The sequence below is a fragment of the Xanthomarina gelatinilytica genome (genome assembly GCF_000348685.1).
Classification (GTDB): Bacteria; Bacteroidota; Bacteroidia; order Flavobacteriales; family Flavobacteriaceae; genus Xanthomarina; species Xanthomarina gelatinilytica.
The window spans coordinates 36,486-52,644 of sequence record NZ_ANLA01000009.1; the positions used below are offsets into that span (position 1 = coordinate 36,486).

Below are 16,159 nucleotides of genomic sequence, written 5' to 3' on the forward strand. Positions count from 1 at the left end.
GTTTTTTAGTTTTTTGGAAATTAATTATTGACTACAGTTACCGTCTATGATGTCTTGTTGTGTTGGGTTGTAGGCGTTATTACTTATACTAAAACTTCCTGTAAAATTACCATTTATAAATAGATTTGTTAGCCCACAATAATCTGCAATATCACTGTATGAAGAAGAAAAGTTACCATCTAATAGGTCTACATTGGATATCCAGTTTAAATCAACAAACCGACTATTTTGAATAGAAACATTTCCATTTATGGCCTGGATATTTGATAAACCACTTACATTTTCAAGGTTTAAGTTCTGGTATAAGATTAAGTCTCCATTTAAAGAAGTAACATTACTTAGAGCATTAATGTTTTCAAGATTCATTGTATACATTATTCTCAATCCGCCATTTATAATCTGTAAATTAGATAAAGCATCAATGTTTTCCAATGAGTTTCCTGCTAAAGATAGATCATTAACATTAATAAGATTTTCTAATCCATCTAAACTTGTAATTCCTGTATACTCAATTAACAAACTCCCATTGAAACTAATGACATTTGAAAACATATTTAAATTATTCAAAGGGAAATCATTTAAGCTTAGACCATTTCCAATAGTTGTTAAGTTTGATAGCCCGTCAATATCATATAAAAGTTGACAATATGATATTTCTAAACTCCCTCCAATTATTGTTAGGTTTGAAAAGCCATTTAAATCAGATAATTGAAAATTATGTGATAGACGAATATTTCCTGTGACCTCTGTAAGGTTTATAAGTGCATCAATATTAGTAATAGAGTTGTAACCATTATAAATTAATAAATTACCTTCAATTTTTGAATAATTATTTGAACCAAAATTATCAACTTGAACTTGAGTTTGTAAAACAACATTTCCAACAAATGTACCACCATCCACCTGTCCTTCATCTGTAGTAAAACTCCAAATAGGTGATGTTGCTAAAACAGTATTGGTGTTACTAATAGTTTCTACATACCAATAATAGGTTGTGTTTTCTTGTAAATTAGAATAGCCGTAAGTGGTTTGGCTACCTAAATCAAATTGTGTTGTAGGATTTGTATTGGTGTCAAAATACAGTCTATACGTCGCATCAGTTGGTGTATTTGCGCCTGCTGTAAAAGAAAGGTTTCCATCTAAGGTTAAATTAGTTGCACCATCATTTGGTGTAGGGTTTGTTACAGGCTGTGTATTTGCAGTATTTGTTAGTGTGGTAAAGCTCCATATAGGTGATGTTGCTAAAACAGTATTAGTGCTGCTTATTGTTTCTATATACCAATAATACTGTGTTCCCTCTTGTAGGTTTGCGTAGTTTAAGGTGTTTGTATTAGCATCAAGGTTATAAACTGTTGTAGGGTTTGTGTTGGTGTCAAAATACACTTTAAACGTGGCATCTGTTGGTGTGTTAGCACCTTCTGTAAATGATAAATTACCGTTTAAAGTAATATCTGTTGCTCCGTTTGTTGGGTTTGGTGTGTGGGCAGGATTAACAGTAGTTGTGCTTTCAGCTGTAGCAGATAAGTTGATTTCAGTTGCTTGAATAATATTTCCATTTCCATCTTTTACATAGGCTGTAGCATTTTGTACACCAGTAGTATTGCTAAGTGTCCAAGTATTTACTGCAACACCACCTGCATCAGTGATTATGTAATCTGAACTAAAACTACCATCTGTAGTTTCAAAAAACACTGGCACGCCAGCAACGGTTTCTCCTGCACTATTTTTTACCTCAATTTCAATAGGCGATGACAAAACTGAATTAACCTGCCCTGTTTGGTTATTGCCTACAGTAACTTGAGCGGTTTCAGGTGAAGTGAATAAATCATAATTGAAAATATTTCCTGACGCACTTGCTATTGAAGTTGATAATTCATCTATATGAAAAATAGATACATCTAGACTTGTATTATAATCTACTCCTAAATCTATTTCGGTATCCCAAGTTATAGGTGCGTTTTGAATGGATGCATTTACATTCAATTCTTCATAAGCAATCAGTTCCCCTTTTGGACCTAATAATCCAAAAGCATAAACCTCTACTTCTGGAACAATTTCTAAACGTTGGTTAAGATTAAAGTCTCCATTTATTGAATTAGCTAGGTTAGTTTCTACATTTTGATACTCTGGTTGAAAAGTAGGTATAGAAAATAGCCCATCATAACTTGCTCTTGCTTCAAAATTATTTTTTGTTGAAATTTCTGGTGTAATGTTTAATTGAGCTTCAGTTGTAGCGGTTAATCTAGCCTTTAAAGTCACCTTTATTGATGCAGCAAAATATGGTGGGATAGGGATGATTTTAGTATAGCTTCCTAGTTCTTTATCAATAGGTTCAATTAAATTAACAGAACCATTGGTCGTGGCTTCGATATCTAATTTTATATCTGTGTCTATTGTTGTGTAAATAGAAGAATCAAATTCTTGTAAACTACCAATATTTACAGGAACACCAACCAAAACAGTACTTAAAGGTAAATATTTATAACGCATATCTACAGCGTTATTTACTTGTAAGCTGCCTTCAGGAATAGTTACATTAAAGGTGTTTGAACTATTTGAATATAATTGAACATTCGTCAAGTTTACATATACAGTATTGTTGTTTACAGAAAGCGTTACACCGTCGGTAACAGATTGTTCATTAATAGAAATGTTTGGTAAATTAACAGTAACTAATGGATCGGTACCACTATATAATTTGAATTTTCCTGATTCTAATTTATCAGGATTTGAGGATGCATTTTTAGCTCTATTGGTAGGTGTGGCTACTTCGACAATAGCATTAGTGAAAAATGTATCTAAAGACCCTAAAATTGCAGTAATACCATTTGTTCTACCACTTGTACTTGAAGGGGCATTTTTAATTATCCAAAGTCTTCCTCCGTTTGAATAATCTACAATAACATTCCCTTTTTTAATTTTTTCAGGATTGGTAGCTTCTACGTTAATAGTATATTCTGTTCCAAAATCATTAGTTGTTGGTACTTGATTTACTATTTCAATAGCTGTTGGACTGTACACAACTAGCGTATCTTGATTGATTGGTTTTACGTCTATTTGTAAACCTAATTCGTTGTATTGCGGACTATTGTCTGGGTTCGTATCATCATCTTTGTTACAGCCTATAAATACAATTAGAATTATTAGAAGAAGTACTTTTTTCATCTTAACAAGATTTAGGATTATCTCGCTAAAATGCAACACTTTACAGTCAATAAAAAACTAAAAGGAAAATGTGGGTTTTTTAAATGAATATGTTTAAATATGTGTATTATTTTAATTCACGGTAAAGGTAAAAACTTCCCCAACATTAGTTGCACCATCGGTATCTGTAACCCATATAGACCATTGATATGTGGTTCCAGTATTTAACCCAGTTACTTCATAACTTGAAATGTTAGCAGTTTCTTCAATTAAAACTAAATCTTGTCCTACTTCAGAAAAATAGACCTTGTAACTTAAATCACCAGCTGTTGTTTCGTTATCGCTTCCCTGCCATTGTAAGAGTGGTGATTGGTCTGAAAGTGTTGCTTCGTCTTCAGGGTAATAATATTCAATTTGTGGAATAGTATTGTTGGTACCATCTCCTTGGGTATAGAGACTTCGGGTTTCACTAAAGCTACTGTTATCAATGGCATTAATGGCTTCAACTTTCCAATATAAGGCTGTACTTTGAGGTAAGCCAACATTGTAAAATGTATTTGTAGTCTCATAGATATCGACATTACTATCAAAATTTGAGGATTGAGAAATGTATAGTTTGTATTCAATACTACTATTTGATACATCAGTAGATGCTTCCCATTCAAAGGTTATATTGTCATTTGAGCACTCGGTTTCGTGTAAAGGAAAAATAAGTTGAGGTGGCAAAGGTGTTAATGCATCTTGTATATAAAACGACCATGTTTGGCTATAATTACTCCAATTGTTATTTGAATCTAGTGCTCGTACCTTCCAAAAATAGGTGTGGTTTGGTTCTAGATAATGATAGAAAGAAATACCTTGAGCCATCTCACTATGCGATGTAGTAAAATTGGCATTCGTATCGAAAGTTATTTGATAATTAACCACATCGTTATCTGGATCGCTTGCCTGTGTCCATTCAAAATACAATAACTCATCGACCTCTTGGGTAACTATAGTTGAATTATTGTTAGGCGAAATCAAGCTTGGTGGACTTGGTGGAATATTATTATTTGTTGTTCCACCAGAACCATCGTCATCACTTCCACAAGCGACTATTATTAAACACGTAAAAACATAAATTACCTTTTTCATTCTTTAATAATTTTAAATGTTGTTTCGCCTAGCTTTGGGAAGGTAGCGAGATATACACCTATTGGTAAGTGTTGAATTGAAATTTCAATTTGATTATTGGATATTGTTGGTGCAAATTCGCCAACCAAACGACCATTTACATCAAATAACTGTACTTCTAAAATCGTTACATCGTCTATTGTGGGAATAGTGAAATACACCTTGTCGTTTGTAGGGTTTGGGTATAAGGTAATGGCATCGACTACACTTAAGGTTTCTCTAAAGATTCCTTCACAAGCTTTTGCAGTTGTTACTTCAACCACATCGCCATGTAGTGCATCAAAGGTAAATTCAGATTCATTGGTGGTGCCAATTACCTCATCATTTAATTTAATAGTAAAAGGTGCTGTACCTTTGGTCATTTCAACGGTAAAACGGCCATTGGTGTTTGCCATTCTACTTACAGCTTCTAATGGTTCGGGTTCATCGAGGTTTAAGATGAAAGTCTTTTTATAAATAGAGTTATCAATGCCATCAATAGTTACAAATACAAAGTATTCGCCACCTTCAAGGTAATCAATATTTAATGTCCAATCGTTAGTTGTTGATAGCTGAAAGGTTTCATTAAAACTATTGTCTGGACTATCTATTTCTATGTTATAGGTGTTTTTTCTATCCACTTCTATGTGGATGATGCCATCACTGCTATTTATACAAGTTAAACCAACAGTTGATATATTGTAGTTGTTTTGTGGTAATTCTACGTCTATGGTTTTACCAAGACGATTACCCAAATTATCGTATTGATACTCGTAAACAATACCATTATTAAAAACAACCTTTACCAAACGGTTAAGGTTGTCGTACTCATAGGCGCGTTGTTCTTCATGCCAATTTTGGGCGAATAGGGTGATTGGTAATAGGAATAGTAAGTGTATTAGGTTTTTCATGTTTTTCTAATTAACTAATTTAAATGTTCCTCCTCCAGAAAATTGATTTTTATAAACAATACATTTTTTATCTAAAATATTTATTCCATTTTTCAAGAATCTTGATGGTTTATTATCTAAAACACCATCAACTAAATCATCATAATTATAGTTTTTTATTGCATCATAAATTTTATCAACATTAATAATTAGGATTACCCCAGTATCTGAGGATAGTGTTTTTAAATCATTAACTGAATTTTCTGTTTCCTTTAGTATTGGTTTTATGCATTTACCTTTAAAACTACCAACATATTCTGCAAAAGGAGAATCCATATAAGGGAAAACATTTTTTCTGATTTCATTTAAATTAATTTGATTCCTTTCTTTTGATAAATAGTTCTTAATATCATTAAAATATAAAGCATCAATTAATATATATTTTTCCTTTTTAAAAATCATAATTGTTTTTAATACTTAATGTAATTTAAATGGTCAAGACCAAAATCTTGAAGAAGACTCTCTCCGAAATAAAATACTTCAGAAGCATTTGCATTGGGATTATTTTCAATAAATTCAAGCCATCTTTGATTCCATCTACCAATAAACTTACCATCTAGACCTTTACCATGAACCCCTCTTAAATGAGCTCTTTGACTTAATGGAATGGTAAAATCATTAATTGAAATACCTCTTTTTGCAAACCAGCTTCCAAATTGTTGAGGAAATATATGATGCTTATGCAATGATGAAGCCCCCTCAATTAATAACTGCCCACCTTGAACAATTTCATCACTATATTTAGCTGCATATTTACCACCTTTAGCCAAATAACTACCAGGTGCAGGTGTAAATACCGCCATAAAATCCCAAAAGAATAACCCCGCATTTTCTAAATTTGGGTTATTATATAATGAGTAACTACTTTCTCCCAGAGATGCAACATCTAATGCTGTTTCCCAATAATTTCCAGTTTTGTCTATCCCACTTATCGGATTATTCTCAGCATAAGGATACAAATTCGTACTCCAAATTGGGTCTTGAGTTAAGAAACGTCCAAGTTTAGCATCATAATATCTCGCCTTTATATAATATAACCCATTGTGTGTGGTTACATCGTTCATTATACCGTATTTACCTAAATATGTAAATAAACCAAAGGTTTCTGTGTCTGTAGTTTGTTGCGTTACCACATTACCAAAATCATCATATTTATTAAAGTGATTGAAGGCAATATAACCCTGTGGATTACTTCTAAAAACTACACTACCACGTATGTCTCCGTGAAAGTAATTGGTAATGAGTCCTGATGGAGTAACTGAAAACTCTAAACCAGAAGCTCCATATACATAGAATACTTGTTCGTTAGTAGTAGGGTTATACTCTTTAATAACATTGTTATTGATAATATCCCACACATAGCGTTTGGTTTCTGGTGTTGTTGTGCTTTGTAGTATGTTTTTCTGTACTCGGTTACCATAGGCATCGTATTGTAATTGGAAATCAATATTGGTAGTTCCGTTATTTCCTGTAACGCTGGTAAGTTGGTCATCAATATTGTATTGATAGTTGATATTTCCTTTTTGTATAGTGTTACCATCGGTATCAACGGTTAATGTTTCACTTCCTGCTTGGGTTATGTGATTAGTTGAATTGTAGGCATAGGTTTCGTCTTGTAGGTTAAACTGTTGGTCTTCTTCGTTTTCAATAGCTTCATAATACCTACTGTTGTCAGTGAGTACATTTCCTGCAACATCAAGGGTTACTTCTTGGCTAAACAAGACATCTAAACCTCCCATGTCGTTATGGCGAATATGCTCAATTTTGGTTAGTCTTCCTGCATCATCATACGAGTATTGAGCTTCAATAACTTGGTCGGTATGATAAAAGATTTTATCTAATCTGTTGTCATCAAGGTAGAGGTATTCTACTGCTGTTTGAGTTGTTCCATTTGTAGTTGTTCGTATTTCTTGCAGTCTGTTTTTTGCATCGTAGTAGTAGTGCACATGAAAATCAGAAGGACTATCTGGGTAGTATATACGTGTTATGTTGCCTACATTGTCATAATCGTAAGTAATGGTGTTGTTGGGATCGTTGTCTATTTCGACTTCATCTAATCGGTTTAAGGTGTCATAATCAAAATTGTAGCGTAAATCGTCAGAAGCTATGCTAGAAATTAATCCTTCTTTTTTGCCGTCACTACTGCCATAATAATCTATGTCTGAAATAGTTCCTGCTTCATTAAGTTTTCCATCACTTAAATAATCATAATTAATTTCTTGCCCACTTGGTTTTATATATTTATCTAATGTACCATCATCGTTGTATTCATATTGCTTTACTAACGAGCCAAAAGTCTCACTAACAACTTGGTCTTCGGTATTGTAGGTAAAACTTGTATTTACACCATTTGCATTGGTAATGGTAATAAGGTTGTCGTTTTGGTCATAATTAAATGTGGTGGTTAAACCACCGATATTAGTATGACTGGTTAGGTTATCGTTATCATCATGGATAAAAGATGATGTTTGGTTATTTATGGTTTGGGAAAGTAAGCGATTAACACCATCGTAACTAAAGGTAGAACTTAAGCCTTCAGGTGCATACATAAGTGATACCACACCATCACTTTCATAGGTGTAGTTTATGGTTATGCCCTCTTGATTGGTAACAGACGTTACTTGACCAAAACTGTCATAACCAAAGGTAACACTATGCCCTAAAGCATCTACAATAGATGTTAGATTGTTGTTGCTATCATAGTTAAAAAAAGTGTCGTTACCATTGGCATCTTGATAGTGAATGAGGTTGTTATTGCTATCGTATTCAAAATCCTCATCGGTAATGCCCTCTTTTTGTATTTCGGTTACATTGCCATTAGTATCGTATTCATAATCTATATCTAAACCATTAATGTTAATGTTGGTTGGTAAAAGCGCATTAACATTTGTTGGATTTGGGTAGCTAATATTAATATCTTGGGTATCATTTTGAAAATGAGTAACCATACCAACACTGTTAAATTCATAATCAAAATCTTGGGTGTCGCCTATAGTTGGCATAGGCATCGTTACCGTAGATGTAATAGCATCATAGTTACTGTAATCTACATTTATTAATATTGAAGGATTATCGTTAATTTGATAGGCATTTAACTTTCCATCATTATCATCGTCATATTCAGCGGTAACGCTGTTGCCTTCAGGCAACCTTACTTTTCGTAATAAATATTGTTGGTATGCGTGTTCATCAGGTACGTCATCATCAGTAGCGAGATAGTAGTAGCGTGTATCTTGTCCTTTTGCGTCATAGAAGCGTTTAAGACGATTGATATCATTCGTATAAGTGAAGCTAATTTGTCTATTAATAGGGTCTTCTATGTAATCAATAAGGTCTGTATTGTTGTGATAGTAAAAGTGTAATTTTTTTCCAGAAGGTGCCTCAACCCATTCAATGCGTTTAAAATCGTTATCGACATCACTTGTTTCATACTCAATATTGATTTCGTTTCCATTGGAATCAACAATTTGTACGAGATAAAAAATTTCTTCATCATCATCTAACTGTTCAAAATAGTATTGAGTTTGGTCTTTGGTTTTAATATTTAGAATATCGTCTCCTGTCCCATAGGTGAAGTTGTTATAAACTCCTTTGGTAATATATTCAAGTTCAGTATCATCCCAAATATGGATAGTTCCATCAGACCAGACAATATAAAAGAAGATTTGACCATTTATTTCTTCTCGTTGGACATAGGAATTGTAGGTGTGTGTCCATCCACGACCTAATGGTTTAATAGGAAAATACGATTGAGGTAATTCAACCATTTGGGTGCTGTAGTAATGTGAAAAATTCAAATTAAATTTTACATCAGGAATTACAAAACTATTTTTTGCATAATGACTGAATACACCTTGTTCTAAACCACGTAAAAAATTTAAATTTGTTGATTGATAGTTATTAGGTGTAAAATAGTTGTCTTCATTAAGCAATTCGGCATTTGATACAGGGTGATAACTTGTATTTTGAACGTTTGAAACGATAGTGACTAACTCGGTTGTTGTTATACCAAAATCACTATTAAAATTACTTCCAAAAAGACCATCTAACAGATTTAAATCTTCTGCTTCATTGATATAACCATAGTATTCGTGGTTAGGATCTACATCATTATATGAAACTGAACCTGTAAAATCAGGTGGAATATTCCAGGCTTCCATAATAGCAACCAACGCTTCCCCACGACTAACAATTCCTGATGTTAATAAGTAGCCACTTGAATCCAAATGTCCTAAAACAGTAATTCCGTCACCATAGTCTAGATAACTTACAAGGCTTATTTTTTTATCTAATTCAACGCTTCCTGTGTTATCAATATACGCAGTTGGATAACTTGCCATTGGTTGATAGTTATCTGGATTGTTTTGGTTGTAGACGACTTCATAGATAAATCCTGCAAGTGAACCACGATATACACAATCATTAGTACATTGAGAATAACTAATCCATGAGATAATAAAAAGTGATATGGTAAATAATAGTTTTTTCATGAGTGTATTATTTGTTTTTAATACTTTCACTAGTTACATAAAAATGAGCAATCCGTTTTTTTACTTCAGGTTTAAAGCGTTCAGATATTTTATATTTCTCACCATCACGTAATTGAAAAAACGAACCATTGATGGTTCCTTTTAATTCATCAGGATGAATGTTAACAATCATGTGCTCACTAATCTGTACAAAGTAGTATGGCAGTAGAGGTAATAAACTTTTAAGATTACAAGGCAAATACAGAGATTGATTTTGCCAATCTAAAAACCGAGTGTAGTTATTTTTCAGTCGAACAAATTCTTTATAGTCTTTTCCTGTTGATGCCGATTCATCTATTTGGGTCGTGTTTCGTGTAAAGTAGGCTACGTTGTTAAGTTCTACTGTTTTTTGTTGAATCTTGTCTTTTGATAGTTGTTTGGCTTCTTGAACATAATCTACATACCCAAGAATATATTTATCCTTAATAGGTACATTGTTTTCTTTATAATTCAAAGTTAATACCGTTTGTATGGAACGAATGAGTCGCTTCTCATCAAGATGAGGCTTGGTTTGTATAATAATAGGCTCTTCTTCGGTAAGGTTAATATTTTTTTTAGGGATAAAGTCGTCATGTTTGGTTTGAAGGCTTTCGTAAAAGGTTTGGTCGTCATCCAAATCGGTTACATAGATAAAAGGAATGTTGTATTCCTTTTTAAGCAAATTGCCTAAGTAAATACCGTTATGTTCGCCTTGTAAATCTATATCCAATAGCACCAAATCAGGTCTTTTTTTGTTAATGTTACCAATAGCCTCCTCTACACTTGGCGCGTAATCATCAACTGAATAATGGTGCTCTTTCAAGATCATTTTAAGGCGTTTATAGATGAGTGCTTTGTCTTCAACAACTAAAATGTGTGCTTTTGTCTTCATTTATGCAGCAGTTTTGGGTAAGGTTATGTTCATGGCAACACCATTGGAACCATCAATGGTAAATGTGCCACCATACTCTTTGGTTAATAATTTAATGGTTTCCAGCCCAAAAGAATCCAATTCATTAATATCAAAATCTTTTGGTAAGCCTTTGCCATTATCTTTAAGTGTTAGTTTATATACATTGTCTTGAGAGGTTAAGGCAATATGTATGGTGCCTTCTTTTTGGTCTTCAAAAGCATATTTATAAGAGTTGGTAACAAACTCATTTACTATTAACCCAACAGGAAAAGAGGTATTGGCTAGTAACGTTTCGTTTTCATTAGTTGTATTGGTAATAGTTACACTGTCTTTCTCATAAGCTTGTTTCACATTTTCAACCAAGGTGTCAATATAGTTTTTAGCCTGTACAGAAGTTACATCATCCTTTTTAAAGAGTTGTTTGTGTACTTCAAACATACTGCGCATACGGTTTTGAAGGTCGTTAAGTTTGTTTTGGTAGGCTTTGTCTTCAAAACGTCCTTTAGCAAGATTGATAAATAAATCGATAAACGAGAGATTGTTTTTCATACGATGATGCAACTCCTTTTGCAAAGTTTCTACCATGTTCTTTTGTTGTTCTATTTCGTCTTTTTGGTTACTAATGATTTGTTTGGCTTTGGCTTCTGCTTTGTATCGCCTCCAGATAAAGAATGCAGAAACACTCAATAGTAAGATTCCCAACCCTAATATCCAGCTTCGGGTATTGGCTTTTTGGGTAAGTAGTTCTTGTTCTTGTGTTGCAATTTTTTGCTCGGCGAGTTGTTTTTCTTTTTTTTCGGTTTGGTATTTGGTTTCTATGTCTGAAAATTTTGAATCTAGGTTTTGTTTATTAATGGAGTCATTTATCTTTTTGAATTTTTTATGATATTCAAGGCTTTTTTTGTAATTGCTTTTACCTTCGTAAACTTCTGATAAATTTGAAAATATAGCTGATTTAGAATTGTTGTCTATAATATTGGGAGTGATGGTGTCTTTAGCAATTTCTAATAATACCATTTCAGCTTTATTGTATTGTTTTAGATTCAGATAGGCATTTGATAATGTTAAGTTAGCTCCACTTATTGCTAATTTATGGTTGATTTCTTTTGCGATTTTTAATGCCAATTCGCCATATTTAACAACACTATCATACCTATTAATTTTCTGATAAACGACAGCAATATTATTTAACACATCAAATTCATATAATTTGTCATTTTGTTTTCTAAAAAAATCTAAAGCTATTTTATTGTGATGAAGAGCCTTGTCGTAAATTCCCCACCTTGAATAATTAATACCTAAACCATGATGGTTCATGTTAACATAGGTTTGAAGAGAAACACTATCAGAAAATTCTAATGATTTTAAGAAATACTCTTCTGCTTTCTTATAATTTTCTATACCCATATATTTATACCCAAGTAGGTAGAGCGAATAACTTTTTTGAGTTGGAGCATTTGTTTTTTCCGCAATTTCAACTCCTTTTAAAATAGCTTCAATACTATTATCAGTTTGTCCAATTTTATCATAGGCTGCAGATAAATTAGAATAGATAGTTGAAAGAACGGTTAGTTTATTACCTCCGCCATTTTTATTGTATTCTACAATCCCTTTATTGTAGGTTTCAATTGCCTTTTCGTATAATTGAAAATGGTGATATGCTCTTCCTAGTTGATTAATATCCAGTAAGTATCCTTTTAAGTTGTTTCTGTTTTTATTTATATCTAATGCTTTTTTTGCGAAATAAAAGGCTTTTGAGGAATCCATCTTTTTCATGTAAGCCTCTGAAATATATTTATATGCTTTAGTTTCTAATTCGTAATTATTTAGTGATTTAGAAATGTCAGCCATTTCAGTGAAGTAAGGTAATGCATCATTTAATGATGCTTCACTAATGAGAAGAGAGTTTAAGGAATCTAGAATAAAAAGTTTTGATTTCTGGGTATTGCTTTGATCCAAAGCGATTTTAAGGCTATCAATTTTACTCTCTTGTCCAAAGTTCAAAAAACTAATAAATAATACAGATAATAATAGAAGATGCTTCATGTAAGAAATTTAACATTAAATATAAATGTTAAAATTTTAACATTCAAAAGAAATCAATGGTTATTTTTCATAAATGAATTATCACTAATTTTTAGTGTTTTTTCACTTAAAAAAATTAGATTTTCACAGTTTTAAGCTTATGTTTAAGTGGTATTGAACTGTAAAATGATTGATTATCATGGCTTTAGTATAAAAATAAATGAATGCCAAAGGCATGATTAGTAATATAGTTGTGTTTGAATGTTAGATTTTACCTTTCCAATCCAAGATCTCGATTTTTGGTTCTGGAAGATTTTAATTCTTGAGTTCTTGATTTTTTTATATCTAGGCTATAGGCGAGTTCTCCATCTCTCAGCCCTTCAATATATTTGTTAGAAGAAGATGTGTTGAGAATGTTTTCTTATAATTTTGGTTTTTGCTGTTTAAGAAGATAGCCATTATTAAATCCTTTAATGTATTTTTCCATATTTATTAGCACCAAACCTAATAATGGGTCTTTATACTCGGCAGCGGTCAATTTAGAATTGGCTCTTAAGTCGTCTGCTGCGTCCCAAAGTTCGGTTTCTAGCTGTTTTATGTTTTGTTGGATCATGTATAATTTAAATAGCGATTATAAAAGAATCTTATATTTTTTAAAAATATAACTTTTACTTAAAACATAGATGAGGATTTCCTCAATTATTCAGAAGAATTTACAACCTCACAAGTTACTGATTGATTTCAAACCTAATAAAAACTTAAAACTATCAATCTCTTATCTCTGGCTATCTATCCTTTTAGTAACATGAAGTATCCTAAAAACAAAAGTTCTTTTATAGAATGAGCCATAAAAACACTTTTACTTTATAACAATTAATATCTAAAACACCCTTTACTTTGTTACAAACAAATTAAAAAACAACCTTTACATTAAATCATTTTTAATGCTTCATTATTAATCTATAATCATTAATTTCATGTAATTTTATAATCTCAACCTTTATCTGCTTTATATGCCATTGCAAAAAACAGGAAGGAGTTAGAAATCCTAAACCCATGCCCATATTTAAAAAATTAGTGATAATGATTGTACTGGGAATACTAGGATTGGTATTGTATGCTTTATTCTTTTACAACCCCTGCAATTACAGCCACAAAAAACCCAATCCCGACAACAAGTACCAACTCTTAATTGCAAATGAAGGGAGCCATTTCAAAGATTCCGTAGTTAGCGTATTAACACAACATTACAGCTCTAAACCCGTAAACATTAAAATCATTCCCCTAAGTGCCTTATCTCAAATAGAACCCAAAGAGTATCACGCCATAGTCCTCCTCTTTTCTTGGTACACCTGGAAACCTCCTCCTGAAGTGGAAGGATTTGTACACAAGCATCATAACTGCCTGGAAAACATAGTCAGCTTTAGCACCTCTTTTTATGGAAACCTGAAAATGAAGGAATTGGATGGAATAACGGGTGCCTCAAAAATGAGTGATGCAAATGGCTATGCCCAAAAACTTATTGAAAAAATAAACCCTTTGCTCAATATTGACAAGCAAAACTGAGCAAAAATTATTTTATATTTCTACTAAAATAAGCAACCCATAGAACAGACAAACAATTCCCTAATCCTTAACAGACAAAACCGAAATCCCAACCCCTTCCTTCGCTTTCAACAAATACAGCTCCCCATCTATGTCTTGATAATAACGAATGCCAATAACTCCCAGTTCCAATCCCAGACCAGCAGGTGTTTCGGTAACAGCAAAACTTAAGGAATCTCCTGCAAAATCTTTGGCCAATACCAAACTGTCCGCCAAATGCAATTTATAATCCAAAGTCTTAAAATTAAAATCCAAAACCCCAAACTGTAAGGCAATATGGGTAGCTCCCGAAATAAAAGAAACTTGTTTCATTTGAAACTTCGGAATGGTCAATGTGTATGTGTCCCAATCCATCTCAAAATCAAAAGGCAATACGTTTTTAGGTTTACAATCTGGTGTATATGTAAAACGTACCAGGCTTCGTTTGCCTTCATCCAATTCAAGCCCTCTATACACCAAGCGTTGTCCACGCCCATTCACAGGATCCAAAGCCTTCAAACCCGTAAATAAAGTCATCAACCTACTGTGAAATAGAGGAAACTTATGTTGAACGTAAAACGGTCTTAAGGCCTGCCTAAAAACCTTATTCAACCGGGAACAATGTCCAAATTCACTATTGTTCTCCCTTACACGTACCATACTCGCTTTGGTTTTAATAGCCTCCCTGGTAAATCCACCGCCAGCTTTGCGGCTTACAGGTTTACCTAATAACTCATAAAAATTAATGCCCCAAATTGTACCAATAATGGTAAATAAACTCTTGTACTTTGCCATAATTTCTGTTTTTTTAAATGAATAATTCGATCTCTATACCTTTTAAATAACTGCCAAAAACCCCACCTGAACAGACAGGGAAGCAAAATCAAAACCCCAACCCTCTTAATACTTAATACTCAATACTTAATACTTAATACTTAATACTTAATACTTAATACTTAATACTTAATACTCAATACTTAATACTCAATACTCAACACCCCACTCCCCTTAACCCCCTAACTCCCATAAAGATACTAAATATTTCCATTATATTTATGCCGTGCTTATGTCGTGCTTATACCGTGCTTATGTCGTGCTATATTCCTAATAACCTCGTATAAGATGAGGCCTAGATCAAATCAACCTCAGTTCAATTACCAACAAAGGATTATTGAAGCTTTCACCTTTGTAATGGAAATGCATACAGGCTATTCGCTTACGCCAAAATAGGGTCATGGAAATGAATGCCTAACAACCCTTCTATACAAACTCTGGCGTACTTGCAAAAACCTCATGGCTGTTCATGACATTTGAATTAAAATTGGCACTACGCCTCTGGTGCTCCCTAGCGAAGCCTTCAAAAAATACAGATGCCACATGCATAACCAAAACCAGGTTCATCTCTTCTATGCCTTTACACGCAACCAATGTTTAATCCTCATCCTAAAAATTTTATAATTTTAAGTAAACTTTAATAAGCAACTCCGACTTAAATGGGTACATTCATGTTCAAAACAAAAAAACCATGCAAAAAACCTATTACGACCCAGCAGACCTTAAAAAATTTGGTAAAATATCCGATTGGAATGAAGAACTCAGTTCTAAGTTCTTTGAGTATTACAATACTGTTTTTAATGAAGGAGCACTTTCCGAAAGGGAAAAATCCCTGATTGCTTTAGCTGTAGCTCACACCATACAATGTCCTTATTGTATTGATGCTTATACAGGAGACGGCCTGCAACGCGGCATCACTAAAGAAGAAATGATGGAAGCTCTACATGTAGCTGCTGCCATTCGTGGTGGCGCTTCTTTGGTTCATGGCGTACAAATGATGAATAAAGTGAATAAATTAGACCTTTAAGCTCTGGACAAACGCAGTCAAG

General features: G+C 33.0%; 12 protein-coding genes. 2 read left to right on the forward strand and 10 right to left on the reverse strand.

Going from position 1 to position 16,159, the window contains the following annotated elements; translation table 11 throughout:
• Window positions 1-24: 24 nt before the first annotated feature.
• The 8 genes from D778_RS06445 to D778_RS14605 form a co-directional block, all read right to left on the reverse strand.
• On the reverse strand, window positions 25-3,165 hold the full coding sequence (locus D778_RS06445) for a hypothetical protein (protein ID WP_007648885.1): 3,141 nt from the start codon (window positions 3,163-3,165) through the stop codon (window positions 25-27).
• Between the two features lie 111 nt (window positions 3,166-3,276).
• On the reverse strand, window positions 3,277-4,278 hold the full coding sequence (locus D778_RS06450; protein WP_007648887.1) for a fibronectin type III domain-containing protein: 1,002 nt from the start codon (window positions 4,276-4,278) through the stop codon (window positions 3,277-3,279).
• Entirely contained in the window at window positions 4,275-5,207 is a 933-nt protein-coding gene (locus D778_RS06455) for a T9SS type A sorting domain-containing protein (protein ID WP_007648888.1), read from the reverse strand. Before D778_RS06455 ends, D778_RS06450 begins: the two co-directional genes overlap by 4 nt.
• 6 nt (window positions 5,208-5,213) lie before the next feature.
• Window positions 5,214-5,648, reverse strand: a complete 435-nt coding sequence (locus D778_RS06460; RefSeq protein ID WP_007648889.1) for a hypothetical protein — start codon at window positions 5,646-5,648, stop codon at window positions 5,214-5,216.
• A gap of 8 nt (window positions 5,649-5,656) precedes the next feature.
• The gene (locus D778_RS06465) at window positions 5,657-9,736 is read right to left on the reverse strand and encodes a DUF2380 domain-containing protein (RefSeq protein WP_155949902.1); all 4,080 of its coding nucleotides are present in this window, start codon (window positions 9,734-9,736) and stop codon (window positions 5,657-5,659) included.
• A gap of 7 nt (window positions 9,737-9,743) precedes the next feature.
• The gene (locus tag D778_RS14155; RefSeq protein ID WP_007648891.1) at window positions 9,744-10,646 is read right to left on the reverse strand and encodes a response regulator transcription factor; all 903 of its coding nucleotides are present in this window, start codon (window positions 10,644-10,646) and stop codon (window positions 9,744-9,746) included.
• Window positions 10,647-12,713: a tetratricopeptide repeat-containing sensor histidine kinase gene (locus D778_RS06475; RefSeq protein ID WP_040491716.1), complete on the reverse strand. Its 2,067-nt coding sequence runs from the start codon at window positions 12,711-12,713 to the stop codon at window positions 10,647-10,649.
• 400 nt (window positions 12,714-13,113) lie between these two features.
• Window positions 13,114-13,305, reverse strand: coding sequence for a type I restriction-modification system subunit M N-terminal domain-containing protein (locus D778_RS14605; protein ID WP_007648893.1), 192 nt, complete (start codon window positions 13,303-13,305; stop codon window positions 13,114-13,116).
• A 443-nt stretch (window positions 13,306-13,748) separates the two neighbouring features.
• On the opposite strand from D778_RS14605, the gene D778_RS06485 reads away from it, so the two are divergent.
• On the forward strand, window positions 13,749-14,258 hold the full coding sequence (locus D778_RS06485; protein WP_007648895.1) for a hypothetical protein: 510 nt from the start codon (window positions 13,749-13,751) through the stop codon (window positions 14,256-14,258).
• A gap of 60 nt (window positions 14,259-14,318) precedes the next feature.
• Here the strand turns inward: D778_RS06485 and D778_RS14160 are convergent, their stop codons facing one another.
• A complete protein-coding gene (locus tag D778_RS14160) occupies window positions 14,319-15,071 on the reverse strand; it encodes a hypothetical protein (protein ID WP_007648896.1) in 753 nt (250 codons plus the stop codon).
• A 465-nt stretch (window positions 15,072-15,536) separates the two neighbouring features.
• Entirely contained in the window at window positions 15,537-15,704 is a 168-nt protein-coding gene (locus D778_RS14515; protein WP_155949903.1) for a hypothetical protein, read from the reverse strand.
• 97 nt (window positions 15,705-15,801) lie between these two features.
• On the opposite strand from D778_RS14515, the gene D778_RS06495 reads away from it, so the two are divergent.
• Window positions 15,802-16,137, forward strand: a complete 336-nt coding sequence (locus D778_RS06495) for an arsenosugar biosynthesis-associated peroxidase-like protein (RefSeq protein WP_007648898.1) — start codon at window positions 15,802-15,804, stop codon at window positions 16,135-16,137.
• The last annotated feature ends 22 nt before the right edge of the window (window positions 16,138-16,159 follow it).

What these genes read in the sequence shown, in the direction of transcription:
- D778_RS06445 (WP_007648885.1), bottom strand. Translation starts at nt 3,165, where the DNA reads ATGAAAAAAGTACTTCTTCTAATAATTCTAATTGTATTTATAGGCTGT.
- D778_RS06450 (WP_007648887.1), bottom strand. Translation starts at nt 4,278, where the DNA reads ATGAAAAAGGTAATTTATGTTTTTACGTGTTTAATAATAGTCGCTTGT.
- D778_RS06455 (WP_007648888.1), bottom strand. Translation starts at nt 5,207, where the DNA reads ATGAAAAACCTAATACACTTACTATTCCTATTACCAATCACCCTATTC.
- D778_RS06460 (WP_007648889.1), bottom strand. Translation starts at nt 5,648, where the DNA reads ATGATTTTTAAAAAGGAAAAATATATATTAATTGATGCTTTATATTTT.
- D778_RS06465 (WP_155949902.1), bottom strand. Translation starts at nt 9,736, where the DNA reads ATGAAAAAACTATTATTTACCATATCACTTTTTATTATCTCATGGATT.
- D778_RS14155 (WP_007648891.1), bottom strand. Translation starts at nt 10,646, where the DNA reads ATGAAGACAAAAGCACACATTTTAGTTGTTGAAGACAAAGCACTCATC.
- D778_RS06475 (WP_040491716.1), bottom strand. Translation starts at nt 12,713, where the DNA reads ATGAAGCATCTTCTATTATTATCTGTATTATTTATTAGTTTTTTGAAC.
- D778_RS14605 (WP_007648893.1), bottom strand. Translation starts at nt 13,305, where the DNA reads ATGATCCAACAAAACATAAAACAGCTAGAAACCGAACTTTGGGACGCA.
- D778_RS06485 (WP_007648895.1), top strand. Translation starts at nt 13,749, where the DNA reads ATGCCCATATTTAAAAAATTAGTGATAATGATTGTACTGGGAATACTA.
- D778_RS14160 (WP_007648896.1), bottom strand. Translation starts at nt 15,071, where the DNA reads ATGGCAAAGTACAAGAGTTTATTTACCATTATTGGTACAATTTGGGGC.
- D778_RS06495 (WP_007648898.1), top strand. Translation starts at nt 15,802, where the DNA reads ATGCAAAAAACCTATTACGACCCAGCAGACCTTAAAAAATTTGGTAAA.